This window comes from Gordonia iterans (assembly GCF_002993285.1).
In the GTDB taxonomy this organism is placed as follows: domain Bacteria; phylum Actinomycetota; class Actinomycetes; order Mycobacteriales; family Mycobacteriaceae; genus Gordonia; species Gordonia iterans.
The window spans coordinates 2,019,969-2,045,646 of record NZ_CP027433.1 but is presented as its reverse complement, the minus strand read 5'-3'; the positions used below and the strand labels follow the sequence as shown (position 1 = coordinate 2,045,646).

Genomic DNA, 25,678 nt, shown 5'->3' with positions numbered 1-25,678 from the left:
GGGAAGATCGGCCGCCGACCCGGCGACTCGCACGCGCGCCGCCGTCCCCCAGCCTGGCAGGTCTCGCCGGGCCGGGCGGGGATTCGGTGGGCGACGGGCGCGGTGGCCTCCGTTCACCCGGTCATCGCCACGATACATAGCTGTATTGAATTGGTCTTGTCGTCGGGCTAACCTACCTCCGACAGAAACACGTTCTAGTACAGGAGCACTCGTGACCGGTCCCTCACGACGTCGGGTTCTACAGGCCGCGGCGATCACCGCAGCAGCAGGCGCGGGCGCCCTCGGCGGCGCCGGAACGCAAGCGGGTCCGGCGGCAGCCGACGCCGGCGGGTACCTGGTCGGTGCCGGCAAGGGCGACATGACCGGGGCGGTCGCCGGTCAGGGCATGATGGGCTACTCTGACATGGAGCAGGTGGCCGAGGGCCTCCTCCAGCGGATCTGGGCGCGCGCGTACGTGATCGCGGACGCGGCGACGGGCGACCGCGTCCTGTTCGTCAACGCCGATATCGCGTGCGTCTTCACCTCGCACCACGTGCGCCTGCTGGCCGAACTCCGCAAGCGCTACGGCGCCCTCTACAACGAACACAACGTCAACATCAACGCCACCCACAACCACAACTCGTGCGGCGGCACCTCGTGGGACTACGCCTACGTGCTGGCCGCCCAGGGGCATCGGCGCAATTCCTTCGACGCCGAACTCGCCGGCCTGCTCGATGCCGTCGACGAGGCGCACCGCAGCCTGGGACCCGGTACCGTCGAGCTCGGCTTCGCCGAACTGCACAACGCCAGCGCGAACCGTTCCCAACCCGCATTCGACCGCAATCCCGCACCCGACCGCGCCCACTTCCCCGGCAAGATCGACCCGCAGGTCACCGCGCTCCGCCTGCGCCGCGGCGGCACCACCGTGGGCGAGATCGTCTGGTTCGCCACTCACGGCACCTCGCTGACCGATGCGAACTTCCTGATCGGCCCGGACAACAAGGGATATGCGGCCTATCTGGCCGAGCAGCGCGATCCCGCAGTGGTCACCGCGCACGCGCAGACCAACGCCGGCGACATGACACCCAACCTGTGGCTGCGCAAGATGAACCCGGGCGGACCGACCGCCGACCACCGCGCCAACCGGATCCAGATCGGGCAACGGCAGGACCGTGCGGGCCGGTCGGCGCTCGCCGGAGCACGGCCGGTCCAGGGCGGAATCGCCTCGGCCACCAAGTACCTGAACATGGCCGACATCCACATCGACGGTCACTACACCCCGCACGGCAAAGCCGCGCGCACGGCACCGGCGATGATGGGCCTCGCCTCAGCGGCGACCAGCATGGAAGACAACACACGAAGCCAGCTCGCGATCCTCCAGGAAGGCATGCGCAACGAGTTGACCGTCGCACTCGGCGCCGCGGACCTCCCCTCACCGGAACCGTGGATGCTCTACGCGCAGGCCCCCAAGGCCGAGCTCTTTCCGCTCGGCATCCTGCCGCCGCGCCCGTGGATCGAGCAGACGCTGCCGATCCAGCTGATCCGCATCGGCGACCTGGTGCTCGCCGGCCTCCCCGCCGAGATCACCGTCGTCTCAGGTCTTCGCATCCGGCGAATCGTCGCCGACGCCCTGAAGGTTCCGCTGGAGAACGTGCTGCTGCAGGCGTATTCGAACGGCTTCAGTCAGTACGTCACCACCCCGGAGGAGTACGCCGCCCAGCAGTACGAGGGTGGTGCGACGCTGTTCGGCCGCTGGACGCTGTGTGCGTACATGCAAGAGTTCGACAAGCTCGCTCGCGCCCTGGCCCGGGGCCGCCGAGAACCCGTCGGACCGCGCCCCGCCGACCGCCGCGACGAACCGCACCCCGACCTGCTCGGCAGTCCGCCCGCCGACACCCCGCTGCCCGGCAAGCGCTACGGACAGGTGGTCTCGCGGGTCCCCGCGAAAGCCCGGCCCGGATCGACGGTCACCGTCGGATTCTGTGGCGCGCACCCGGCCAACCGCGTCCGTCGAGGACGGAAAACCAAGGGCTACTACGCGATCGAGAAGCACACCGCGACCGGATGGCAGGTCGCGTTCGACGACGACCACGAGTCCACCGAACTGAAGTGGGAGCGCCCCGGCGGCAGCGGCTCGTCGTCGAAGGTGACTGTCACCTGGCGGATCCCACCGGGGGCCGCGGGGCGCTACCGCATCCGCTACTACGGCGACGCCAAGGCACCGTCCGGAAAGCTCACCGCCATCAGCGGCAACTCCGGCCCCATCGAGGTCGGCTGAACCGTTCCGGGCGTCGGGCCCCGGTCGGCGAGTGCCGTGAAATGGCTCGTGGAGAACCACTTGACAGCACTCATCGGCCGGTAGGGTCCGATGCATGACCGTTCGTCTCGCCTCGATCGACGACGCCGCGCTGCTGGCGCGCCTGCAAGTCGATTTCGACACCGAGTTCGCCGAACCGACCGCGGAGCTCGACGTGCTGACCCGCCGCTACGGGGCGTTGCTCGCCGACCAGGACGGGTTCGCGGTTCTCGCCGGACCGCCGGAGGCGCCGACCGGCTTCGGCACGGTCACCCTTCGCCCGACCATCTACTGCGACGGCCCGCTCGCGGTGCTCGACGAGCTCTACGTGATCCCCGCCCTCCGCGACCACGGGATAGGGACACAACTGCTCACCGCGGTGATGGACGAGGTACGACGACGCGGCGGCGGCGAACTGCACATCAACGTCGACGAGATCGACCACGACACCCGCCGCTTCTACGAGCGCCACGGCTTCGTGAACATCGAGCCCGGCACCGACTACCGGATGCTGCTGTACGTGCAGGAACTGTAGAGACGGCTCCGGCCCGCGACTCCCGGAAGGGAATCGCGGGCCGGATCTCGACTCCGCTCGATCAGAGCTCAGGCGTCGGCCGGAGCGTCCGCCTGCACCGGAACGAGGCTGATCTTGCCGCGCTCGTCGATGTCGGCGATCTCCACCTGCAGCTTGTCGCCGACGTTCACCACGTCCTCGACCTTGCCGATGCGCTTACCGTTGCCCAGCTTGCTGATGTGGACCAGACCGTCGCGGCCCGGCAGCAGCGACACGAACGCGCCGAACGGCGCGGTCTTGACGACGGTGCCCAGGAAGCGCTCGCCCACCTTCGGCAGCTGCGGGTTGGCGATGGCGTTGACCTTGTCGATGGCCGCCTGCGCGGCCTCGCCGTTCGAGGCGCCGATGAACACGGTGCCGTCGTCCTCGATCGAGATGTTGGCGCCGGTCTCCTCGGTGATGCCGTTGATCGTCTTCCCCTTGGGGCCGATCAGCTCGCCGATCTTGTCCATCGGGATCTTGATGGTGGTGATCCGCGGCGCGAACGGGCTCATCTCGTCGGGCTCGTCGATCGCCTCGGCGATCACCTCGAGGATGGTGTGACGGGCCTGCTTGGCCTGACTCAGCGCGCCGGCGAGCACCTGCGAAGGGATGCCGTCGAGCTTGGTGTCCAGCTGCAGGGCCGTCACGAAGTCCTTGGTGCCGGCGACCTTGAAGTCCATGTCGCCGAAGGCGTCCTCGGCACCGAGGATGTCGGTCAGCGCGACGTAGCGCGTCTCGGTCTTGCCGTCGATGGTCACCTCGTCGGACACCAGGCCCATCGCGATGCCGGCGACCGGAGCCTTCAGCGGAACACCGGCGTTGAGCATCGACAGGGTCGATGCGCACACCGAGCCCATCGAGGTGGAGCCGTTGGAGCCCAGTGCTTCCGACACCTGGCGGATGGCGTACGGGAACTCCTCGACGCTCGGCAGCACCGGCACCAGGGCCCGCTCGGCGAGTGCGCCGTGGCCGATCTCGCGACGCTTGGGCGAGCCGACGCGGCCGGTCTCACCGGTCGAGTACGGCGGGAAGTTGTAGTGGTGCATGTAGCGCTTGGAGGTCTCCGGACCGAGCGAGTCGATCTGCTGCGCCATCTTGACCATGTCGAGCGTGGTGACGCCCATGATCTGGGTCTCGCCGCGCTCGAAGAGTGCACTGCCGTGCGCCCGCGGAATGACCCCGACCTCGGCCGAGAGCTCGCGAATGTCGGTGATGCCGCGGCCGTCGATACGGAAGTGGTCGGTCAGGATGCGCTGGCGGACCAGCTTCTTGGTGAGCGAGCGGAACGCCGCACCGATCTCACCCTCGCGGCCCTCGAACTTCGGACCCAGCTCGGCCAGCACGTCGGCCTTCAGCGCGTCAGTGGCCTCCTCCCGCTCCTGCTTGCCGGCGATCGCCAGCACGGTGTTCAGGCGCTCGGCGGCGAAGTCGGAGACGGCGTCGAAGACGTCGCTCTGATAGGCCGGGAACAGCGGGAACTCCCGGGTCTCCTTGGCCGAGGCCGCGGCGAGCTGCTTCTGCGCCTCGCACAGCTGCGCGATGAACGGCTTGGCGGCCTCCAGGCCCTCGGCCACGATGGTCTCGCTGGGCGCGGTCGCGCCGCCGGCGATCAGGTCGAGCACGTTCTCGGTGGCCTCGGCCTCGACCATCATGATGGCGACGTCCGCGTCGGTGCCTTCCCCGGACACGATACGACCGGCCACGACCATGTCGAAGACGGCGCCCTCGAGCTGCTCGACGGTCGGGAAGGCGACCCACTGGCCGGCCTTGTTCTCGTCCGTCGGGATCAGCGCGACGCGCACGCCGCCGACCGGACCGGAGAACGGCAGGCCGGCGATCTGGGTCGACGCCGAGGCCGCGTTGATCGCGACGACGTCGTACAGGTCGTTCGGGTCGAGCGAGAGGATGGTCTCGACCACCTGAATCTCGTTGCGCAGACCCTCGACGAACGACGGGCGCAGCGGGCGATCGATCAGGCGGCAGGTGAGGATCGCGTCAGTCGACGGGCGGCCCTCGCGGCGGAAGAACGAGCCGGGGATGCGGCCCGCGGCGTACATGCGCTCTTCGACGTCGACGGTGAGCGGGAAGAAGTCGAAGTGCTCCTTCGGGTTCTTCGAGGCCGTGGTGGTGGAGAGGATCATGGTCTCCTCGTCCAGGTACGCGACGACGGCGCCCGCGGCCTGCAGAGCCAGGCGGCCGGTCTCGAAGCGGATGGTCCGCTTGCCGAACGCGCCGTTGTCGATCACACAGGAGACCTCGGTGATGGTCTCGTCGAATTCTTCGATGACATCAGTCATGGATTGTTCAAATCCCTTTCGTTGCGCGGAACCAGCTGTCGTGTGGTCTCCGCGAGATATGCAGTTGCCGGCCCCGCGCGGTGCGCGGCGCCGAAACGTTGAACTGCCTTGGGCACGGCCGGAATGCGCGCCGCTCCTCGGGCTCCCTGCGGAATCGCGGGGACCCAGCGGCGTGAGACGGCCATCGATCGAAGCGGCCGGAATCTGCTCGGATCTGATCCGAGATTCCGGCGGCCACTACCGAGGACCGGTCTGCCAACACATCCGATGCACCGTCACCAGCACAATCGTTCTCACAGATCCTATCACTCGACGCCACAGATCCAGGTTCACGACACCGCGCGTCAGCTCCAGCGCTCGATACGATGGCCGAGGAACTCCTCCGCTTCAGCCTGTCCGACGTCGCGTACATGGACCGCGAACGTCCAGTGATGCCCCTCGGGATCGACGGCCCGGTAACGCCGGTCGCCGAAGAACTCGTCGGCGGGCTCGTCGGTGATCTCGGCACCCGCCGACCGCGCGCGCTCGCAATGGGCGTCCAGGCCGGCCGCTCCGACCTCCTCGGGCAGTCGCACGGTCAGCCACTGCGTGTTTCCGCCGGAGTCGTGGGGCGAGCGGGTCCACTCGGCCCAGATTCCGCTCACGGCGAGGGCGGCCGCACCGCCCGGACTCACCTCGTAGTGGCTGCGCGCCGGATCGCCGTCCGGCGACTCGATGACGACGGTCGGAGTGAAGCCGAACGCTGTGCCCAGCCACGCCACGGCGGCTCGCGGGTCGCGATAACAGACGGCCGGGGTGATCGCAGGGTCGCTCATGGTGTGATTCTCCGCCGTCCGCCCGACAGGCTCAAGCATCTGGCCACGACAAAGGCCGCCCCGCCGGGTGGCGGAGCGGCCTTTCGACAAGCTCAAGGGGCTCGACAAGCTCAAGGGGCTCGACAAGCTCAAGGGGCTCGACAAGCTCAAGGGGCTTTCGATGGACGCGAGGACCTTTCGACAAGCTCAAGGGGCTTTCGATGGACGCGAGGACCTTTCGACAAGCTCAAGGGGCTCTCGACAAGCTCAAGGAGCTCTCGACAAGCTCAAGGGGCTTTCGCAAGCTCAAAGTGCTTGGTCGGGCTTGGCTGAACCGGCTCAGCGGCGCAGGCCGAGGCGCTCGATCAGCGAGCGGTAGCGGTTGATGTCCACGTCGGCCAGGTACTTGAGCAGACGACGACGACGACCGACCAGCAGCAGCAGGCCACGACGGCTGTGGTGGTCGTGCTTGTGCTCCTTGAGGTGCTCGGTCAGGTCGGTGATGCGCTTGGTCAGCAGCGCGACCTGGGCCTCGGGCGAACCGGTGTCGGTCTCGTGAACGCCGTACTCGGCGAGGATGGTCTTCTTCTGGTCAGCAGTCAGCGACATGCGTGATCTCCTTGTTTCAGTTCCGTGCCAAGAATCTCCGCTCCGCGGAGGGTGCGCCACCACGGACTGCAGCGAGCACCAGCGATCGAGACTACCAGCGGGCCGTGCCCGGCGGAAATCAGCGCCCGGCCGCCGTCGGTCAGGATTCGGCGGACAAGATCGACCGGGTGCGCTCGACGTCGTCGCCGATCGCAGCGATCAGCGCGTCGAGACTGTCGTACGACTCCATGCCGCGGATCCGGCTGACGAAGTCGACGGTGACGTGCTGGCCGTAGAGGTCGGCGTCGACGTCGAGCACGTACGCCTCGACGGTCCGGTCTCGACCGGAGAAGGTCGGGTTGGTGCCGACCGACACCGCCGCCGGGTAGCGCTGGCCGATCGCCATACCCTCCGGTTCGCGCCCGCTGCCCTGGACGGTGAACCACGCGGCGTACACGCCGTCGCCGGGAATCGCCGCGTACGTCGTCGCCGAGACGTTCGCAGTCGGATAGCCCAGGTCACGCCCCCGCCGCTCACCGTGCACCACGACGCCCTCCACCCGGTGCGGACGGCCCAGCGCCTCGGCCGCGAGTTCGACGTCGCCTGCGCCGACGCACGAGCGGATGTAGGTCGACGAGAAGGTGACCGCGTGCTCGCCGAACAGCGACACAGCCGTCACCTCGAAACCGAAACGCTCCCCCAGCTCACGAAGCTTCGCGACGTCGCCGCTCGCCTTGTGCCCGAAGGTGAAGTTGTCGCCGACCACCACCTCGGCGGCGTGGAGTTGCTCGACGAGGACCTCGTGGACGAACTCCTCCGGCGACTGCGCCGCAACCGTCGTGGTGAACGGGACGACGCAGAAGACGTCGATCCCCATCTCCTCGGCCAGCTCCGCACGCCGACGCAGCGTCGACAGCTGCGGCGGGTGCGTGCCGGGCCGCACCACTTCGGACGGGTGCGGGTCGAAAGTCATCAGCACCGACGGAATTCCCCGTTCGGCCGCAGAACGCGTCGCCGCCGCCACCAACTGGGCGTGACCACGGTGGACACCGTCGAACACGCCGATCGTCACCACGCACCGCCCCCAGCCCGGGGGAACATTCGCCAACCCTCGCCATCGCAACACGTGTCAAGCGTACGACTCGCCGCCAAGTAAACTCACGCGCATGCCCCACTCACGCCCGGTCGGCGACCTCACATCGGTCACCCAGGACTATTTGAAGGTGATCTGGACTTCCCAGGAGTGGAGCGAGGTCAAAGTCACCACGAAGCTGCTCGCCGACAAGCTCGGCGTCTCGCCGTCGACCGCGTCGGAGGGCATCCGCAAGCTCGCCGACCAAGGCCTGGTGGAGCACGAGCGTTACGGCTCGGTGTCGCTCACCGACGACGGCCGCGCCGCAGCGGTGGGCATGGTGCGCCGTCACCGGCTGCTGGAGACCTTCCTCGTGCGCGAGCTGGGTTACGGATGGGACGAGGTGCACGACGAGGCGGAGATCCTCGAGCACGCCGTCTCCGATCGCCTCATGGCGCGTATCGACGCGAAGCTCGGCTTTCCGCAACGCGACCCGCACGGCGATCCGATTCCGTCGGCCGACGGCCGGGTGCCGAATGCCGGTTCCCGCCAGCTGGCCGATCTCGACGTCGGCGAGTCGGGCGTGATCAGCCGGATCTCCGACTCCGATTCGGACATGCTGCGTTACTTCCAGGAGATCGGCATCGATCTGGACCGCACCGTCGAGGTCGTGGAGAAGCGGCCCTTCGCGGGGACCATCTCGGTCTGCGTCGACGACGGCGACCTGATCCACTTGGGCGACGTCGCCTCGCGCGCGATCTTCGTCTGAACCTCCCTAGTGTCTCGTGTCGAAAGTTTCTCGATGGTTGCCGGGAGTCCGATGGGCGGCCGGCAAGGCGGACGAGGGAGGGATACCGGCAGGTATCCTGACCGAGGACAACGCCGCCAGACGTTCATCGGGCCCCGGCATGCCGCGAAAGAACTTTCGACACGGGACACCAGCCGCGTGCAGACGGCACAATCCGACCCGGGAGGGCACAGTACGGCGCTCGATGACCCCGGACCCGTCTCAGGTTCCTGTTACCTTCACGCCATGAAGCTCTCAGGTACTGTCCGCGGGCCGCGCCGAATCCTCACGGTGGCCCTCACCACCGCGGCGCTGACAATGGCGACCGTCGTCGGCGTGGCGCCTGCCCATGCCGACGACGTGGTGTCGATCGGCGTCCCGAACTGGTCCGGCCTGGACGTCACGAACTACTCCGGCCCGATCCCCCACCGCGAAGGCCGCCTGATCGCTCAGGTGCCGCTCGATCCGTCGGTGACGCTGCCCGCGGCGAGCAGCGCCTACCGAGTGCAGTTCTCGGCGAAGAACCAGCACGGGAAGATGGCGACGAGCACCGGTGCGGTCTTCCTGCCGCGCGGGAAGGCACCGGCCGGCGGCTGGCCGGTGATCTCGTGGGCACACGGGACCGTCGGCATGGCCGACGAGTGCACTCCGTCAGCCCATCCGCGCAGCGAGCGCGACGTGAAGTACCTGGGCCACTGGCTGAACCAGGGCTATGCGGTGGTCGCCGCCGACTACGTCGGGCTGGGCACGCCGGGGCTGATGGCCTACCTGGACGGCAAGACTGCGGCCCACGCGATCGTCGCGGCGACGGTGTCCGCACACCAGCTGCAACTGCCCGAAGGCGCCCGGCTCGCCAAGCGCTGGGCGATCATCGGCCAGTCGCAGGGCGCCGCCGCCGCGCTCAACGGCGCCCGCTACGCCACCGAGTTCAGCCGGGGCAACGGCCTGGACTATCGGGGCGTGGTCGCCACCGGAATCCCGGCGAATCTCGAGTACCTGTACGAGCTCCTCGGCCCCCAGATGCCCCCGGTCACCCTGCCCGGCGCACTCAACGCGTACACGGCCTACATCCTGGCCGGCCTCAACGAGACCCGCCCCGGACTGAACCTCACCAGCGTGATGACCGCCAAGGGCAAGCAGCGACTCCAGCAGGGCCGCACCACCTGCTACCCGATCCTCAAGGAGAAGTTGTCCGGCGACGACGTCAAGACCTGGTTCACCAGGCCGGTCCAGTCGATCCCCGGCTTCTCCCGGGCATTGCACACCTACATGCAGACGCCCTACAAGGGCTACGACCGGCCGATCTTCCTCGGTCAGGGTCTGCGCGACGTCGACGTCCCCGCACCGTCGGCGCTCTCGCTGTACGCGCAGATGAAGGCGAACAACCAGCCGGTGACCCTGCACGTCTACCCCGACGACGACCACTCCAGCGCGGTCCTGGCCTCCATGCCGGACTCCACTCCGTGGCTGGCGCGCATCCTGCGCTGACCTGAACGCCCCGATCCGGTCGACGACGGAGCTCGGCTCGAGCTCCGTCGTCGACCCTTGAGCCCCGTCGCCGACCCTTGAGCCCCGTCGCCGACCCTTGAGCCCCGTCGCCGACCCTTGAGCTCCGTCGAAAGGTCAGCGCAGCGTTGCCGGCCGCACCACCATCACCGATGCGGCGCGACGGCCCTTCTCCTGGACCAGCGCGATCGCCTGGCCGTCCGGATCGACGACGACGTAGATCCCCTTGCGTCCGACCGGTTCCAGCCAGCGCCCCTGACTGATCGACTCGGCTTCGTCGCCGGAGATCGCTCGATGCGGAAAACACAGCTTCGCGGCATCGTCGATGCCGAGGCTGACGCCGGGCGTCGCCACCACATCGTCGAGCGTGCGCGCGTGATCGAGGGTGAACGGGCCGACCGCCGTGCGCCGCAACCCAGTCAGATGTCCGCCGACGCCCAGGGCCTCGCCGAGGTCGCGGGCGAGCGAGCGGATGTAGGTTCCAGACGAGCAGTCGACCTCGACGTCGACGTCGACGAAACCGCCGATCCGGTGAATCGCGGTGACCTGGAAGCGGTGGACCGTCACCGGCCTCGCCGCCAACTCGAACTCCTCGCCCGTGCGCACCAGAGCGTGGGCGCGGCGGCCGTCGACCTTGATCGCGCTGACCTTGGCCGGGATCTGCTGCAACTCGCCGGTGAGCGCGGCGATGCCCGCGGCGATCTGCTCGTCGGTCGCGAGCGACGCATCGGTGGATGCGAGCACGTCGCCCTCGGCATCGTCGGTCGTGGTGGACGCGCCGAGGCGGACGGTCGCGGTGTAGCTCTTGGTGGTCAGCGACAGCAGGCCGAGGAGCTTGGTCGCGCGCTCGATGCCGATCACCAACACCCCGGTCGCCATCGGATCCAGCGTGCCCGCGTGCCCCACCCGACGGGTGTTGAAGGCCTTGCGGCAGGTGGACACGACGTCGTGGCTGGTCATCCCGGCCGACTTGTCGACGACGAGCAGTCCGGCGTTCTCAATCGTGGAATCGGCCATGGCGGCAAGTATGCCAACCCGCCGGACCCGGCTGACGAAGCCCTCAGGGCTCGCTCGTCCCGCCGGCGCTCTCGAACCAGCCGAGGGCCTCCGCGAGCGCGTTCTCGATGTACGGGACCATCGTGAGGACGAACGTCTTGGTGTAGTGGTGCGAGTCCCGGTACACCATCACGTTGCCGACCACCGCCGAACACACCTCGGCGTCGCACTGCAGATCGCTGAAGTCGAGCAGGCTGACGCCGGGCATTCCCCCGAGTGCGGTGATCGCCGGATCCTCCGCAGCCAGAGCACGCTCTCTCGGCACGCCGCAGAATTCGGGGTCCTCGCGGACGGACAGACAGTCGAACGGTTGGCGGTGCTCGGCGTCTTCGTCGAGCAGCCACGGCAGGTCCCGGACGCCGAGTGCGGGGATGCCCTCACTGGACAGCCGGGCGAAGACGTCGACGTACCACTGCGGCGTGTAGTCGCCCGTGCCCGCCTTCTCCAGGGGCCGCGTGGACGTGGTGAACACCGCGTCCGGGCGGGCACCGACCACGTGCTCGAGGGCCTTGTCCTGCCAGGCCCGGCAGTGTTCGCGCTCGGTCGATTCGGCGGCGGTCGCGCCGGTGGCCAGTGCGCAGCCGACCATGATCACCGTCTCGACCGTGAAGTCGTTCGCCTTCCCGATCTCGTGGAGCGCCGGCAGATAGTGCTCGGCGTGCGAGCCGCCGACCAGCATCAGCACCTTCCGGCCGGGCGCCCGCGGTGCGCCGTAGTCGCAGATCAGCAGATCGGAGTGGTCGGCGCCGTTGTTCACGCACCCGTCGTCGCCGGTCTGCGGTAGATCGGTGCGAGATGCCTCGGCGCGCGGGACGAAGTCGACGCCGTCGGGCACCTCCCGGCCCTGCAGCGCTGCGGCCCCCGGGTGCTGGGTCCAGTCGATCGAGTCGGCATTGGCGACCGGCACCGGCGCCGCCCACGCCTGGACCGCCACGGTCATCGCAGCCAGCGTTCCGGCGATCACCGCGGGTGTCCGGACCCGCAGCGTGCGGACCGGCGAGTCCTCTTTGAGGAGCCAGTCGGTGCCCGCCGCGAGCAACAGCGACGCGGCGATGATCGCGAGACCGTCGAACAGCCCCACGTTCCGGACCGGCGTGCCGTGATAATTGCGGTACACCAGGTACATCATCAGCAGCGGCCAGTGCCACAGGTACAGCGGATAGGCCAGCGCCCCCAACCGCACCATCGGCGCCGTCGAGAGCGCTCGGGTGAGGACGCTCGATCCCCCGGAACCGGCCAGGAACACCAGCAGCGTGCCGCCGATCGGCAGCAGGGCCGCCGGTCCGGGGAAGGTCGCGGCGCCGTCGACCACGAATCCGGTCGCGAGGAGCATCGACAATCCCAGCACGCCGGCGACCTGTCGCCAGCGCTCTGGCACGGTGAGCCCGGCCACCACCAGCCCCGCCAGCCCGCCGAGGGCGATCTCCCAGAACCGGGAGACCGTGCTGTAGTAGTTCAGCGTCTGACCTGTGCCGACTCCGTAGGTCGCCCAGCCGAACGACGCCGCGGTGGCGACCGCGATCACGGCGATCAGGATTCGGTTGATCGCACTGTGCGGGAGCGCTCCGCGTCGGACCTGCCGCCGCAGCACTCGCCCGAGGAGGACCACGCCGACGATCAGCAGCGCGAAGACCTGCGCTTGGACGGCCAGCGACCACAGCTGCTGGAAGGGCGACGGCAGCGAGGTGGCATCGGCGTAGGTGAGGTTGCGCAAGCCCAGGGCCCAGTTCTCCAGGAACAGATCCGACCAGAGCGCGTCGATCAGCGTCTCCGCCCGCCGCGACGACGGGTAGACGTACCAGGTGGCCGCCACGGTGACAGCCACGGTCAGCGCCATCGGGATCCACAGCCGCTTGAGAATCTTCCACAGCCGCGGCAGCGGATTGTTCACCGGCTCCGTCGAAGTCTGCGAGCGGATCAGCGACGGGATCAGGAAAAAGCCCGAGATGAACAGGAACGCGTCGACGCCGCCGGAGACGGTGCCGAACCAGATGTGGAAGGCGACGACGAGCATGATCGCGACCCCGCGCAGACCCTCGACATCGGTCCGGCGGGTGGTGCGGGGCGCGGCGGCGGCCGCCGCGGTCACGTCGGGGCGGCTCACGTGAGAGCGATGGCGGTCAGTATCAGACCGTCGGCGATCAGCCAGCGTCCGGGGAGCGTGAGCAGGGGCGCGGCCCCGTCGATCGCGGCGCCGTCGATCAGGATGTGCGAAGTGAACGTGCCCGCCGCGACGGCGCCGTCTCCGGCCTCGCGCGAGAAGGTGATGTGAGCGTCCTCGAAGCCGAGCCAGCGCTGGGTGAGCGGGAACCACGCCTTGTAGGTGGCCTCCTTGGCGCAGAAGAGCAGCCGGTCCCAGTGGATCGAGTCGTCGCGCTCGGCGAGGACCGCGCGCTCCTCCGGCAGACTGGTATGGCCGAGGACACCGTCGGGCAGTGCCGCGTGCGGCTCGGCGTCGATCCCGAGCGAGCGGATCTGCATCGAGTAGGCGGCCACGGCGGCGCGATAGCCGTCGCAATGCGTCAGCGAGCCGACCACGTTCGACGGCCACAGCGGCATGCCCCGCTCACCGCGGAGAATGGGAGCCGGCTCCACACCGATCCGGCCGAGCGCGGTGCGGGCGCAGTGGCGGGCGGTGGTGAACTCACGGCGCCTCTTGTCCACAGCCTGCGCGATCAGGCTCTCCTCCGCCGGAAGCAGGCGCGCCTCGTCGGGGTCGCCGAAAGCCTCAGCCGTCCCGACGCCGCGGGGAAAGAGCAGTTCGATCACGCGACACCTCCGACCTTCGACTCTTGCGCGGCACGATTTCGACCACTGATCGTGCCAGCAGAGGCTGAGAGTCGGCTAATCGGGAGAGATCGGTCACTCCCCGGCGGCGGGACGACGCCGGGCTGTCAGCATCCCGCCGAACGGCGCTCCCGCAGCCGTTCGACCTTTTCGCGGAATTCCCGCGCCCGTTCCTCGTAGTCCGGCGGCAGGTCGAAACGCACCCCGAGCTCGTTGAGGTCGGCCGGGCGCACACCCGGATCCGGCGCGATCTGCCGAAGGAGAGGCTCGGGCAGGCCGCGCCGCTTCCACTCGCGCGGGTACCCGACCGAGACCTCCTCGAAGCGGACTCCGTCATACCAGGTGGTCCGCGGAATGTGCAGGTGGCCGTAGACGCAAGCCGCGGCATTGAACCGGGTGTGCCAGTCGGCAGTCAGCTCGCTGCCGCACCAGAGCGCGAACTCCGGGTACATCAGCGCGTCACACGGTTCGCGCCGCAGCGGCCAGTGATTGATCAGGATGGTCTGCTCGTTCGGGTCGATCGCCTCCAGGCGGGTCCGTGTCGCCTCGATCCGCGCCCGGCCCCAGGCATCCCGCGTGGGAAAGGGCTCGGGCGAGAGGAGGAACTCGTCTGTCGCCACCACGTTGCGTTCCCGCGCGAGCGCGAGCGCCTGCAGCGAGGTGGAGGTCCCTTCGGGCCGGAAAGTGTAGTCGTACAGCAGGAACATCGGGACCACACGGACCGCTCGGCCGCCGTCGCCCGGGTCGAACAGGGGGTAGATGTCCTCCGGGGTGATCACCCCTACGTCCCGGCAGGCCTGGACCAGGTAGTCGTATCTGGCCACCCCGTGGATCTGCAGCGGATCCCGGGCCGTCGTGTACAGCTCGTGGTTGCCGGGCACCCAGACCACCTGGTCGAATCGGGCCTTGAGACGGCGCAGCGTGTCGACGACGTCGTCGGTGCGTTCGGCGATGTCGCCGGCCGCGATCAGCCAGTCCCCCGGACCGCTCGGCCGGATCTGGTCGACGATGTGCTCGTTGCCCTTGTGCGCGACATGCAGATCGCTGACCGCCCAGAGCTTCGCCATGCCGACCATGGTGCCACGGTCGGCAGATCCGCCGGGAGCGAGAAGGCAGCCGATCGTCGTGCCGCGGAAGCCGCGCTCCAGGAAAAGCCGGATCACCGCTGCCCACAAGTGGCGTAGCGTGAGGACATGGACGGCTCAGTGGTGATCATCGGTGGCGGTCTGGCAGCGGCGAAGACCGCCGAGGCTCTCCGGACCCGGGGCTACGACGGCGCGATCGCGCTCCTCGCCGGGGAGCGACATCTCCCGTACGAGCGACCACCACTCTCCAAGGGCTTCCTCGCCGGGAAGGACGCGCACGACTCGCTGGCCCCCTTCGATTCGGACTGGTACCGGCGTCACCACGTCGAGGTGCACACCGGCGTCTCGGCGACCAAGATCGATCGCACGGGGCGTTTGGTCTTCGGCGACGACGGTAGCGCGATCCACTACGACAAGCTGGTGCTCGCGACCGGCTCGCGACCACGCCCCTTCCCCGGGGCGCCGGAGGTCGCCTACCTGCGCACCGTCGACGACTCGGAGCACCTCCTGGAACGACTGGGCGACGGCCGCACACTGGTGATCGTCGGCGGCGGGTGGATCGGGCTGGAGGTCGCCGCGACCGCACGCACCTCTGGCACGGAGGTCACCGTGATCGAACCCCAGAGGCTGCCGCTGGCCGGGATCCTCGGCGACCGCGTCGCCGGCGTGATCGCCGGCCTGCACCGCGAACACGGCGTCGATCTGCGGCTGGGCGTCGGCGTCGACGCAATCGAGACTGCGACGGCACCCGGCGGCCGCGTGGTGACCGACGACGGCAGGACGCTGACCGCGGACACGATCCTGGTCGGCATCGGCGCGATCCCCGAGACAGGTCTGGCCGAGTCGGCCGGACTCAGCGTCGACGACGGAGTGGTGGTCGACAGCCGGCTCGCGACCAGCGACCCCGACGTCTACGCGGTCGGCGACATCGCGAACTATCCGGATCCGCGATTCGGCCGCCTGCGAGTCGAGCACTGGGCCAATGCGCTGCATCAGCCGGCCGTGGCGGCCGCCAACATCCTCGGACACGAGGAGACCTTCGATCGATTGCCGTACTTCTTCACCGACCAGTACGACTTGGGCATGGAGTATCGCGGCCACGCCTCCGGCGCCGACCCCGTGGTGATCCGCGGAGACCTCGACGAGAGACGGTTCCTGGCGTTCTGGCTCGACGACCGGAAGCGAGTCCGCGCCGGGATGAATGTGAACCTGTGGGACGACGGCGAAGCCATCGCCGAGCTCGTGACCAGCGAACGGACCGTCGACCCCGCTCGGCTCGCCGACCCCGCGGTCCCGCTGGACCGGGTATAGCGCGTCGCCCGGGACCTTGGTCACCGAGTCGCGCGACTTGCCGAGTGCGTCCCAGACACGACCGCCGGGCACGGTTACCGTGGATGCTATGACACAGGCCACACCGGTTCCGCCGCCGACCATCACCCTCGATCCGTCGCCGACGCTGCGCGACAACCCCGACCGCGACCGCTACGAACTCTGGTCCGGCGACGAACTCGTCGGCGTCGAGGGCTACGAGCGCACCGACGACGGCAACCTGGTGCTGTTGCACACCGTCGTGACCGAGAAGTTCGGTCGCGCGGGCTTCGCGCGGCTGCTCCTCAGCGGCGTGTTCGACGACGTCACCGCCCGCGACATCAAAGTGATTCCGGTGTGCACCTACGCCCAACAGTTCATCGAGCGGTTCCCGCAGTATCAGCCGCTGGTCGCCTGAGCCCGGGCTGCCGCGCCGACGACCTCGCCGATGAGGCGTCGAAGCCCGAGACGAGTGATTTCGACTCGCTGCGCTCGCTCAATCATCGAACACTGCGGTCGCCCGATCAGCGAGCCCTCCGATCACCGAACGAGCCCCCTCGATCGCCCAGCGAGCCTCCCTCGATCGTTGAGCGAGCGCAGCGAGTCGAAACGCCCCCTCGATCGTTGAGCGAGCCTCCCTCGATCGCCCAGCGAGCCTCCCTACCGATCGTTGAGCGTGCCTTCCCTTCCGCATCGCCCAGCGAGCCTCCCTACCGATCGTTGAGCGTGGCTTCCCTTCCGCATCGCCCAGCGAGCCTCCCTTCCGATCGTTGAGCGAGCGCAGCGAGTCGAAACGCCCGACCACACTCAGCGCAGCCACGAACCCGAGCGCACCCGCCACACCACCGCGGCCAGGCGCGTGCCCATGAAGACGAGCAGACCTGTCCAGATCCCGGCGAGCCCCCAGTCGAAGATCAGTGACAGCCAGATGAACGGCAGGAACCCACAGAGCGCGCCGATCAGCGTCGCGGTCCGCAGATAGGCGACGTCTCCGGCGCCCAGCAGGACGCCGTCGAGCGCGAACACGACACCCGCGACGGGGAGCATCGCGACCAGGAACCACCACGGGGTCCGGGCCGCGTCGAGGATCGCCGGGTCGTCGGTGAAGATCCGCGGTATCAGCGACACTCCCGACGCGAAGACCACGGCCAGCAATCCGGCGAGCCCCAGTGAGAGCACGGTGGCACGGCGCGCGTCCGTCTTGGCCGCGGCGAACGCGCCGGCACCCAGTGCGGCTCCCACCAGCTGCTGCGCGGCGATCGCCAGCGAGTCGAGCAGCAAGGCGATGAACTCCCACAGCTGCAGCACCAACTGGTGTGCGGCGACCTGCGCCACCCCGAATCGCGCAGCGACCGCCGCCGCGGACAGAAAGCAGATCTGGAACGACGCACTGCGCAGAATTAGGTCGCGGGCCATCGTCAACTGCGCGCGCATCACGGGCCAGTCCGGCCGGACTCCGGCGGTGCGCGATCCCCGTGACCCGGACTCGCGGATCACGTGCACCAGGAACGCAGCACCGGTGAGCCCCTGACCCACCAGGTTCGAGACGGCGCTGCCCGGCAATCCCAGCTGCGGCACTCCCGCGAGACCGTGCACCAGGAGCACACACAGAACGGCTGAGACCGCCAGTCCCACAGTCACATACAGCACCGGACGACGCGCCTCCTGCACGCCGCGCATCCAGCCGTTGCCCGCCATCGACAGCAGGATCAGCGGCACCCCGAACACCGCGATCCGCAGCCAGCTCGCCGCGTCCGCCGCGACCTGCGCGTCGGGCACCAGCCCGCGCATGATCGCCGGAGCGAGCGGGTAGACGACGCCGATGATCGCCGTTCCGGCGCCGAGTGCGATCCAGCTGGCCTGAACTCCCTCACGCACCGCGGCGGGACGGTCCCCGGCGCCGAAGGCCCGCGCCGAACGCGCAGTGGTCCCATACGCCAGGAACGTCAGTTGCGTGCTGATGATCGCCAGCACCAGCGTCGCGACCGCCAGGGCGGCGAGTTCGGCACCGCCGAGCCGTCCGACCACCGCGAGATCGAGCATCAGATACAGGGGCGGCGCGATCAGCACCAGCAACGCCGAACCCGCGAGCTTCAAAAAGCTCGCGGGCGAATCGGCGTGGACGGCGGACGACGCGGGAACTAGAGCGCCTCTCGCAGTCGTGCGACCACCTCGTCGACGGTGCCCGCATCGCTGTAGCCCGCCGCCCGGGTGTGCCCGCCGCCGCCCAGCGCCCGCGCGATGGGGATCAGGTCGACGGCCGACTTGCTGCGCAACGAGACGTTCCAGTGGCCGGGGGCGCTCTCCTTGAACACCGCGGTGACATCGGCCTCGCGCGCAGTACGGACGATGTCGACGACACTCTCGCCGTCTTCCCAGTCCATACCGGCCATGAGTTCGGCGTTCACCACCGCAACTACCAGACCCGCTCCGTCACAGGCGGTCTCGTCGAGTTGCGTCGTCGCGAGCACGCCCGACACCATCGCGAACCATCCGAACGGATGCGAGTCCATCAGGACTCGGCTCCACTCGGCCGAGTCCACCCCGGCCTCAGTGAGCCGCCCGGCCACCGTGAACGACGCCGGGCGCGCCCACTTGAACGAGCCCGTGTCGGTCACCAGACCGGCGAACAGGCACGTCGCGATGTCTGCGGTGACCTCGGCTCCGAGCGCGTCGAGCACGTCGAGCACCAGCACCGCCGTGCAATCGGCCGTGGCATCGATCAGATCGAAGTCGGCGAAGCCGGTGTTCGACACGTGATGATCGATGCACACCGTCCGGCCGGAGGACCCGAACACGGCGGCGAGACCGCCGAGCCGCTCCAGGGTCGCCGCATCGACGGCCACCGCCACCGGTGCGGCCGGCAGCCGGTCGTCGGCGACGATCAGTTCCGACCCGGGCAGCTGCCGCAGGGTGCCGGGCAGTTCTTCGGGCCCGGGAAACGAGACCGCCACGTCCACCCCACGCTCGCGCAGGGCCAAGCCCAGCGCGAGCGCGCTGCCGATGGTGTCGGCATCGGGGCGTACGTGACTGATGATCGAGACCTGCTCGGTGTCGGCGAGCAGTTCGGCGATCGTCGATGCGGAGGCCGCGGTCACCCGCGTGCCCCGGTCGGGTTCTGCCCGGCCTCGTCCTCATCCTCGTCGTGCCGGTACGGATCGGCGTCGCCGGCCGGCGTCGCCTCCCGTGCCGCCCGGGCGACCATCTCGTCCTGGGCGCGAGCGCGGGCGAGGAGCTCGTCCATCGCCCGCGTCGCGTCGGGAACGGTGTCCAGCTCGAAGCGCAGGGTCGGCGTGAACCGGACCCCGGTGCCCGCACCCACCAGGGAACGCAGCGCCCCGGTGGCCTTGGCCAGACCGGCTGCCGCCGCTTCGACGTCGGGCTCGGCGTCGACCGACTCCCCCATCACCGTGTAGAACACCGTGGCGTCGTGCAAGTCCCCGGTGACCCGGCAGTCCGTGATGGTCACGTGTGCCAGCCGGGGATCCTTGATCTCCGTACCGATCGCCGAGGCGACGATCGTGGTGATCCGCTTGGCGAGCCGGGCGGCTCGTGCGTGGTCCACCATCAGTCTCGCGCCTTCTCCACCATCTCGTAGGTCTCGATGATGTCGCCGACCTTGATGTCGCTGTAGGTGAGCGTCAGACCGCACTCGAAGCCCTCTCGGACCTCCGTGACGTCATCCTTCTCCCGGCGCAGCGAACTGACCGTGAGATTCTCGGCGACGACGGTGTTGTCGCGCAGCAGACGCGCCTTGGCGTTGCGCTTGACCACACCGGACTGCACCATGCAACCTGCGATGTTACCGACCTTGGACGACTTGAAGATCGCCCGGATCTCGGTGCGGCCCAGCTCGACCTCTTCGTAGATCGGCTTGAGCATGCCCTTGAGCGCCGCCTCGATCTCCTCGATCGCCCGGTAGATGACCGAGTAGTAGCGGATCTCGACGCCCTCGCGGTTGGCGAGTTCCGTGGCCTTTCCCTCGGCGCGCACGTTGAAGCCGATGATGATCGCGTCCGAGGCCGCCGCCAGGTTGACGTTGGTCTCGGTGACGCCGCCGACGCCGCGGTCGATGACGCGCAACTGCACCTCGTCGTCGATCTCGATCCCCAGAAGAGCCTCTTCGAGGGCCTCGACCGTACCGGAGTTGTCGCCCTTGAGGATCAGGTTCAGCTGGCTCGTCTCCTTGAGCGCCGAATCCAGGTCCTCCAGGCTGATCCGCTTGCGGCTGCGTGCGGCCAGTGCATTGCGCTTGCGCGCGGCACGACGATCGGCGATCTGGCGCGCGATGCGGTCCTCGTCGACCACCAGCACGGTGTCGCCCGCACCGGGCACCGAGGTGAAACCGATCACCTCGACCGGACGCGACGGCAGCGCCTCTTCGACGTCGTCACCGTGCTCGTCGACCATGCGGCGGACGCGGCCGTAAGCGTCGCCGGCGACGATCGAGTCGCCGACGCGCAGCGTGCCGCGCTGCACCAGGACGGTCGCCACCGGACCGCGGCCGCGGTCCAGGTGCGCCTCGATGGCCACACCCTGCGCGTCCATCTCCGGGTTGGCTCGAAGATCGAGCGAGGCGTCGGCGGTCAGCAGAACCGCCTCCAGCAGACCGTCGATGTTGGTGCCCTGCTTGGCGGAGATGTCGACGAACATGGTGTCGCCGCCGTACTCCTCGGGGACCAGGCCGTACTCGGTGAGCTGACCGCGGATCTTCTGCGGGTCGGCGCCCTCCTTGTCGATCTTGTTGACCGCGACCACGACCGGCACGTCGGCCGCCTGCGCGTGATTCACCGCCTCGACCGTCTGCGGCATGACGCCGTCGTCGGCCGCGACCACCAGGACTGCGATGTCGGTGGCCTTCGCACCGCGAGCACGCATGGCCGTGAAGGCCTCGTGACCGGGGGTGTCGATGAAGGTGACCAGCCGCTCCTCCTCGTTCAGCACGGTGTTCACCTGGTAGGCGCCGATGTGCTGGGTGATGCCGCCGGCCTCGCCCTCGCCCACGTTCGCCTTGCGGATCGTGTCGAGGAGGCGGGTCTTGCCGTGGTCGACGTGACCCATCACGGTGACCACCGGCGGACGCTGCTCGAGGTCTTCCTCGCCGCCGAGGTCCTCGCCGTAGGTGAGGTCGAAGCTCTCCAGGAGCTCGCGGTCCTCGTCTTCCGGACTGACCACCTGGACGACGTAGTTCATCTCACTGCCGAGCAGCTCCAGCGTCTCGTCGTTCACCGACTCGGTGGCGGTGACCATCTCGCCGAGGTTGAACAACGCCTGGACCAGCGACGCGGGATTGGCGCCGATCTTGTCGGCGAAATCCGAGAGCGATGCGCCGCGAGCGAGACGGATGGTCTCGCCGTTGCCGTGCGGCAGCCGGACGCCGCCGACGGCGGGCGCCTGCATCGAGTCGTATTCCTGCCGCTTCTGCCGCTTGGACTTGCGGCCCTTGCGGGGTGCGCCGCCGGGTCGGCCGAACGCACCGGCCGCGCCGCCGCGACCACGTCCGCCACCGCCGCCGCCTGGGCGACCGCGGAAGCCGCCGCCTGCCGGTGCGCCGCCGCCGCCGGGACCACCGCGGAAACCGCCGCCGCCACCACCGGGTCCGCCGCGACCGGGACCGCCGCGACCGCCGGGACGAGCGTCGGGACGTGCCGCGCGCTGCGGCATCGCTCCCGGGCTCGGGCGCGGAGGCATGCTGCCGGGGCTGGGACGGGGGCCGCCGGCACCCGGACCGGGCCGACCGGCCGCGGGCCGACCTCCGCCGGGACGGGGGCCTGCCTGACCGGGACCCGGACGCGGGCCCTGCGGCCGCGGTGCGGGCGCAGGCGACGACGAGTACGGATTGTTGCCCACGCGCGGCTGGCGTGGGGCCGGCCGCGGACCCGGACGGGGTCCGGGCGCTGCCGGTTTCGCGGCGGGCGCCGCCTCGGCGGGCTTCGGGGCCGGAGCCGCCGGTTTGGCTGACTCGGGCTTGGCCGGCTGGGGCTTGACCGGCTCGGGCTTGGCGGGCGCCGGCTTGGCGGCCGCGGGCTTGGGCGCCGGAGCCGGCTTCGGGGCGCCGGGCTTCGGGCCGTCGGAGCCCGCCGACGCCGCGGGCTTGGCGGCCGGCTTGTTCGCCGGAGCCACCTTGGCGGGCGACGCTGCAGCCGCCTCGCTCTTGCCGCCGGACTCGCCGGCGGGCTTGAAGGACTCGCGAAGTCGACGGGCCACGGGGGCCTCAACGGTCGACGACGCAGATTTGACGAACTCGCCTTGGTCCTTCAGGCGCTCCAGCACGATCTTGCTGGTGACGCCGAGTTCCTTGGCCAATTCGTGGACGCGGGCCTTGCCTGCCACTGCTCTCCTCACTTGGAGGCCGAGCGGGCTTCCGCTACGGCCTCGGTTTAACTGACGAACGTGCTCATCGTGGCGACTTCACGGTGTGCTCATGATCTTCTACTCACCTGTCCTGACTCCCTGCGGAGCCCTCATGGCCGGCCACGCCGAAAAGCTCGGCGAGGTCGTCCGGCTGCACTTTCAGTCCGCGCACCCGGAGTGCCGGACCGAATGCCTGCCGCCGCACCGCCGCCGCCACGCAGGACTGCGACGGGTGCAGCCAGGCTCCTCGTCCCGGCAGGTTCCTCCGGTGATCGATCACCAGGCGCGCTCTCTCTCGACCGCACTCCGGCACCCCGACCACCGCCACCCTGACCAGCTCTGTCACCGGGCCGCGCTCGCGACAGCCCAGGCACATGCGGATCGGATGTGTCGACTCTGGAAGAACCACCGATCAGTCTAGCCCATCGCCCGGCGTATCGGAGACTCCGGAAGCCTCACCGGCCGTGTCACCCCGATCGGCGCCTTCGGCATCGGAACGGATGTCGATCCGCCACCCGGTCAGCCGGGCCGCCAGGCGGGCGTTCTGTCCTTCCTTGCCGATCGCCAGCGACAGTTGATAGTCGGGCACCACCACACGGGCGGCCTTGGCCTCGGGATCGATCACCTCGACCGAGACCACCTTGGCCGGCGAGAGGGCGTTGCCGACGAACTGCGCCGGATCTGTCGAGTAGTCGATGATGTCGATCTTCTCGCCGCCCAACTCGCTCATCACGTTCCGCACGCGCTGGCCCATCGGGCCGATGCAGGCACCCTTGGCGTTGAGCCCGGGCACTCCGGTGTGCACCGCGATCTTCGACCGGTGACCGGCCTCCCGGGCCACCGACACGATCTCCACCGACCCGTCGGCGATCTCCGGAACTTCCAGTGCGAAGAGTTTGCGGACCAGGTTCGGGTGCGTGCGCGACAGCGTGATCTGCGGTCCGCGGATCCCCCGCGTCACCCCGACGACGTAGCACTTCACCCGGTCGCCGTGCCGCAGATTCTCACCGGGCACCTGCTCGCCGGGCGGGATCACCCCTTCGCTCGCATTGGCCTCGGTGCCGATCTGCACCACGACGAGACCCTTGGACTTGGCGCGCGCGTCGGCCTGGACCACGCCGCCGACGATCTCGCCCTCGTGCGCGACGAGCTCGCCGAACTGCTTCTCGTTCTCCGCGTCGCGCAGACGCTGCAGGATCACCTGCCGGGCGGTGGTCGCGGCGATGCGGCCGAAGCCCTCGGGGGTGTCGTCGTACTCGTGGACCACGACTCCGTCGTCGTCGATCTCCTGTGCCATCACCCGCACCTCCCCGGACTTGCGGTCGATGTCGATGCGCGCGTGCGGGGCGAAGCCGTCGGTGTGACGGTATGCGGTGAGCAGCGCGGTTTCGATCGCGGTGATGACCGTGTCGGCGGGGATGCCCTTGTCGGACTCGATGAGCCGCAGTGCGGTGACGTCGATGTGCATGGTGGTGACTCCTATTCGTTTGTCTATTCGTTTGTCGGATTGAATTGTCGGGGTCGAGTCGTCGGTCAGCGTGCTGGTTCGCGACGGCGCGCGATCTCGTCGTCGTCGAGCCCGCAACGTCGCAGCTCGGCGGCGCCCGGGCGGGTGAAGTCCACCTCGATCACCGCGCGTTCGACGTCTGCCAGCGCCACCACGGTGGTGGTGAACCGGCCCTTGTCGTTGTGGATCACCGTGACCTCGTCGTCGTCGGAATCGCCGATCCGTCCGGTCACCGTCTCGGTCGCGCCGTCGAGGCAACGCCGGATCGAGACCGTGCGGCCCCGGTTCCGTCGCCAGTGCCTCGGCAGGGTCAGCGGGCGGTCGACGCCCGGTGTGCTCACCTCGAGGTCGTAGGCGTCGTCGCCGAGCAGGTCGGTCTCGTCGAGCGCTTCGGAGAGGGCCCGGCTCACCTCGGCCAATTCGTCGAGACTCGCACCGCCGTCTCGGTCGACGGTGATCCGCACGCCCCGCCGGTAGGCAGGTCCGGTGACGGCGACCTCCTCGAGGTCGTAGCCGAGGGACGCGGCGATCGGCTCGGTCACCTCGCCGATCTGCACGCGCAACGCGTCGCTCACCGCGGTCCTCCTCGTGATCGTCGTCGTACTGGGCCACCGCAGATCGCGGGGCACAGGACATTTCATTCTAATCCATCGCCGAGCGCGGCCCGTCCACGCCGCACCCGCTGCACCGAGGTGTCCGCGACCGCCCGCGAAGCTGGCAGAATCGGCCGGGTGACGTCAGCAGATCCGAGACCGCACAGCCCATCGGCACCGCCTTCCGCGCCGGCCCGGCCGACTCGCACCCTGTCTCGCCGCACCGTGCTGCGCGGCGGCGCAAGCCTGACCGCCGCCGTGGCGGCCGGCTCCGCGGTCGCCGCGTGCTCCACCGGTCCGACAGAGCGCGAACTCGCCGCCGACAAGCTCGTCCCGCTCGCCCGGACCGCCGATCTGCAACGTCGTCAGGCCCAGCAGCTCGCCCCGCGCGAAACCGCCTACACCGCAGCTCTTCAGCAGGTCGCCGAGGAGCGCGGTGCCCACGCGACGGCACTCGTCGACGAGATCAACCGATTGCACTCGCCTGCCGCATCGGCCGCATCGACCGCACCCGGAGCCCCCGAGGTCTCGCTGGACGAACTGCGCGACGCGCTGGGCAAGGCCGCCCGGGAGGCGACCGGCACCGCGATCTCGTCGTCCGGGTTCCAGGCGGGCCTGCTGGCCTCGATCAGCGCGTCGTGCGCCGCGCTGCGGGAGGTGCAGCTCGCGTGAGTCCGACCGTCGACGCTCTCGACCACGCCGTGGACGCGGAGAACGCCGCGATCTTCACCTACGGCGTCACCACCGCTTTCATCGGCTCCGGCGAGCGCGACACCGTCGCCGAATACGTCGCCGCCCACCGCGTCCGGCGCGATCAGCTGAACGACGATCTGACCGCTCTCGGCGCCCCGGTCCAGGTCGCAGCCACCGGCTACGAGTTGCCGGAGCAGGTGACCGGCCCGGAGTCGGCGGCCGCCGTGCTGCTCGCGGCCGAAGAGGAGTGTGCGCGCGCCTATCGCGCGATGGCCGAACAGGTCGACCGCCCCGAGCTCCGGCAGCGCGCCGTCGACGGCCTCACCGACTGTGCGCTGCGCGCCGCGCACTGGCGGATCGTCCTGAAACGGTCGCCGGTCACCACGGCGTTCCCGGGCGCTCCGACGCAGTAGCCCGACC

Annotated in this window: 23 protein-coding genes; 8 read left to right on the top strand and 15 right to left on the bottom strand. The window is 69.3% G+C overall.

Annotated features, from left to right (window positions below; translation table 11 throughout):
- Window positions 1–211 precede the first annotated feature (211 nt).
- Both C6V83_RS09340 and C6V83_RS09335 read left to right on the top strand, forming a co-directional pair.
- Window positions 212–2,257 (top strand): neutral/alkaline non-lysosomal ceramidase N-terminal domain-containing protein, encoded by a 2,046-nt coding sequence (locus C6V83_RS09340; protein ID WP_105942176.1) that lies wholly within the window; start codon window positions 212–214, stop codon window positions 2,255–2,257.
- Window positions 2,258–2,351: 94 nt separating this feature from the next.
- A complete protein-coding gene (locus tag C6V83_RS09335) occupies window positions 2,352–2,810 on the top strand; it encodes a GNAT family N-acetyltransferase (protein WP_105942175.1) in 459 nt (152 codons plus the stop codon).
- Between the two features lie 68 nt (window positions 2,811–2,878).
- On the opposite strand, the gene C6V83_RS09330 is transcribed toward C6V83_RS09335, so the two are convergent.
- The 4 genes from C6V83_RS09330 to C6V83_RS09315 form a co-directional block, all read right to left on the bottom strand.
- Window positions 2,879–5,128, bottom strand: coding sequence for a polyribonucleotide nucleotidyltransferase (locus tag C6V83_RS09330; protein ID WP_105942174.1), 2,250 nt, complete (start codon window positions 5,126–5,128; stop codon window positions 2,879–2,881).
- Window positions 5,129–5,472: 344 nt separating this feature from the next.
- Window positions 5,473–5,943, bottom strand: a complete 471-nt coding sequence (locus C6V83_RS09325; protein ID WP_105942173.1) for a VOC family protein — start codon at window positions 5,941–5,943, stop codon at window positions 5,473–5,475.
- Window positions 5,944–6,261: 318 nt separating this feature from the next.
- Complete coding sequence (gene rpsO / locus C6V83_RS09320; RefSeq protein WP_105942172.1) at window positions 6,262–6,531, bottom strand: 30S ribosomal protein S15; 270 nt, start codon at window positions 6,529–6,531, stop codon at window positions 6,262–6,264.
- 139 nt (window positions 6,532–6,670) lie between these two features.
- Window positions 6,671–7,636, bottom strand: a complete 966-nt coding sequence (locus tag C6V83_RS09315; protein WP_105942171.1) for a bifunctional riboflavin kinase/FAD synthetase — start codon at window positions 7,634–7,636, stop codon at window positions 6,671–6,673.
- A 40-nt stretch (window positions 7,637–7,676) separates the two neighbouring features.
- Here C6V83_RS09315 and C6V83_RS09310 point away from each other — a divergent pair, with 40 nt between their 5' ends.
- Both C6V83_RS09310 and C6V83_RS09305 read left to right on the top strand, forming a co-directional pair.
- Window positions 7,677–8,351: a metal-dependent transcriptional regulator gene (locus C6V83_RS09310; protein WP_105942170.1), complete on the top strand. Its 675-nt coding sequence runs from the start codon at window positions 7,677–7,679 to the stop codon at window positions 8,349–8,351.
- 264 nt (window positions 8,352–8,615) lie between these two features.
- Window positions 8,616–9,857: an alpha/beta hydrolase family protein gene (locus C6V83_RS09305; RefSeq protein ID WP_456071336.1), complete on the top strand. Its 1,242-nt coding sequence runs from the start codon at window positions 8,616–8,618 to the stop codon at window positions 9,855–9,857.
- Window positions 9,858–9,992: 135 nt separating this feature from the next.
- On the opposite strand, the gene truB is transcribed toward C6V83_RS09305, so the two are convergent.
- From truB to C6V83_RS09285, 4 genes are all read right to left on the bottom strand, one after another.
- A complete protein-coding gene (gene truB / locus C6V83_RS09300) occupies window positions 9,993–10,892 on the bottom strand; it encodes a tRNA pseudouridine(55) synthase TruB (RefSeq protein ID WP_105942169.1) in 900 nt (299 codons plus the stop codon).
- 43 nt (window positions 10,893–10,935) lie between these two features.
- Window positions 10,936–13,035 (bottom strand): acyltransferase family protein, encoded by a 2,100-nt coding sequence (locus C6V83_RS09295; protein ID WP_105942168.1) that lies wholly within the window; start codon window positions 13,033–13,035, stop codon window positions 10,936–10,938.
- On the bottom strand, window positions 13,032–13,700 hold the full coding sequence (locus C6V83_RS09290) for a 4'-phosphopantetheinyl transferase family protein (RefSeq protein ID WP_105942167.1): 669 nt from the start codon (window positions 13,698–13,700) through the stop codon (window positions 13,032–13,034). Before C6V83_RS09290 ends, C6V83_RS09295 begins: the two co-directional genes overlap by 4 nt.
- A 125-nt stretch (window positions 13,701–13,825) precedes the next feature.
- On the bottom strand, window positions 13,826–14,785 hold the full coding sequence (locus tag C6V83_RS09285) for a metallophosphoesterase family protein (RefSeq protein WP_105943838.1): 960 nt from the start codon (window positions 14,783–14,785) through the stop codon (window positions 13,826–13,828).
- A gap of 126 nt (window positions 14,786–14,911) precedes the next feature.
- Here C6V83_RS09285 and C6V83_RS09280 point away from each other — a divergent pair, with 126 nt between their 5' ends.
- Complete coding sequence (locus C6V83_RS09280) at window positions 14,912–16,114, top strand: NAD(P)/FAD-dependent oxidoreductase (protein WP_105942166.1); 1,203 nt, start codon at window positions 14,912–14,914, stop codon at window positions 16,112–16,114.
- Between the two features lie 88 nt (window positions 16,115–16,202).
- Window positions 16,203–16,529 carry a GNAT family N-acetyltransferase gene (locus C6V83_RS09275; RefSeq protein WP_105942165.1) on the top strand — a complete coding sequence of 109 codons (327 nt, stop codon included), beginning with the start codon at window positions 16,203–16,205 and terminating at the stop codon, window positions 16,527–16,529.
- Between the two features lie 389 nt (window positions 16,530–16,918).
- Here the strand turns inward: C6V83_RS09275 and C6V83_RS09270 are convergent, their stop codons facing one another.
- The 7 genes from C6V83_RS09270 to rimP form a co-directional block, all read right to left on the bottom strand.
- Entirely contained in the window at window positions 16,919–18,154 is a 1,236-nt protein-coding gene (locus C6V83_RS09270) for an MATE family efflux transporter (protein ID WP_234353978.1), read from the bottom strand.
- Between the two features lie 98 nt (window positions 18,155–18,252).
- Window positions 18,253–19,209: a DHH family phosphoesterase gene (locus C6V83_RS18715; RefSeq protein ID WP_105942164.1), complete on the bottom strand. Its 957-nt coding sequence runs from the start codon at window positions 19,207–19,209 to the stop codon at window positions 18,253–18,255.
- Window positions 19,206–19,679, bottom strand: coding sequence for a 30S ribosome-binding factor RbfA (gene rbfA / locus C6V83_RS09260; protein WP_105942163.1), 474 nt, complete (start codon window positions 19,677–19,679; stop codon window positions 19,206–19,208). The genes C6V83_RS18715 and rbfA overlap by 4 nt, the downstream gene beginning before the upstream one ends.
- The gene (infB, locus tag C6V83_RS09255; RefSeq protein ID WP_105942162.1) at window positions 19,679–22,444 is read right to left on the bottom strand and encodes a translation initiation factor IF-2; all 2,766 of its coding nucleotides are present in this window, start codon (window positions 22,442–22,444) and stop codon (window positions 19,679–19,681) included. The genes rbfA and infB overlap by 1 nt, the downstream gene beginning before the upstream one ends.
- A 103-nt stretch (window positions 22,445–22,547) precedes the next feature.
- A complete protein-coding gene (locus tag C6V83_RS09250; RefSeq protein ID WP_105942161.1) occupies window positions 22,548–22,841 on the bottom strand; it encodes a YlxR family protein in 294 nt (97 codons plus the stop codon).
- A 36-nt stretch (window positions 22,842–22,877) separates the two neighbouring features.
- A complete protein-coding gene (gene nusA, locus C6V83_RS09245; protein WP_105942160.1) occupies window positions 22,878–23,933 on the bottom strand; it encodes a transcription termination factor NusA in 1,056 nt (351 codons plus the stop codon).
- Window positions 23,934–23,998: 65 nt separating this feature from the next.
- Entirely contained in the window at window positions 23,999–24,547 is a 549-nt protein-coding gene (gene rimP / locus C6V83_RS09240; RefSeq protein WP_234353664.1) for a ribosome maturation factor RimP, read from the bottom strand.
- Window positions 24,548–24,703: 156 nt separating this feature from the next.
- Here rimP and C6V83_RS09235 point away from each other — a divergent pair, with 156 nt between their 5' ends.
- Both C6V83_RS09235 and C6V83_RS09230 read left to right on the top strand, forming a co-directional pair.
- Complete coding sequence (locus C6V83_RS09235; RefSeq protein WP_234353663.1) at window positions 24,704–25,237, top strand: hypothetical protein; 534 nt, start codon at window positions 24,704–24,706, stop codon at window positions 25,235–25,237.
- Complete coding sequence (locus C6V83_RS09230) at window positions 25,234–25,671, top strand: ferritin-like domain-containing protein (RefSeq protein ID WP_105942157.1); 438 nt, start codon at window positions 25,234–25,236, stop codon at window positions 25,669–25,671. The genes C6V83_RS09235 and C6V83_RS09230 overlap by 4 nt, the downstream gene beginning before the upstream one ends.
- Window positions 25,672–25,678 lie beyond the last annotated feature (7 nt).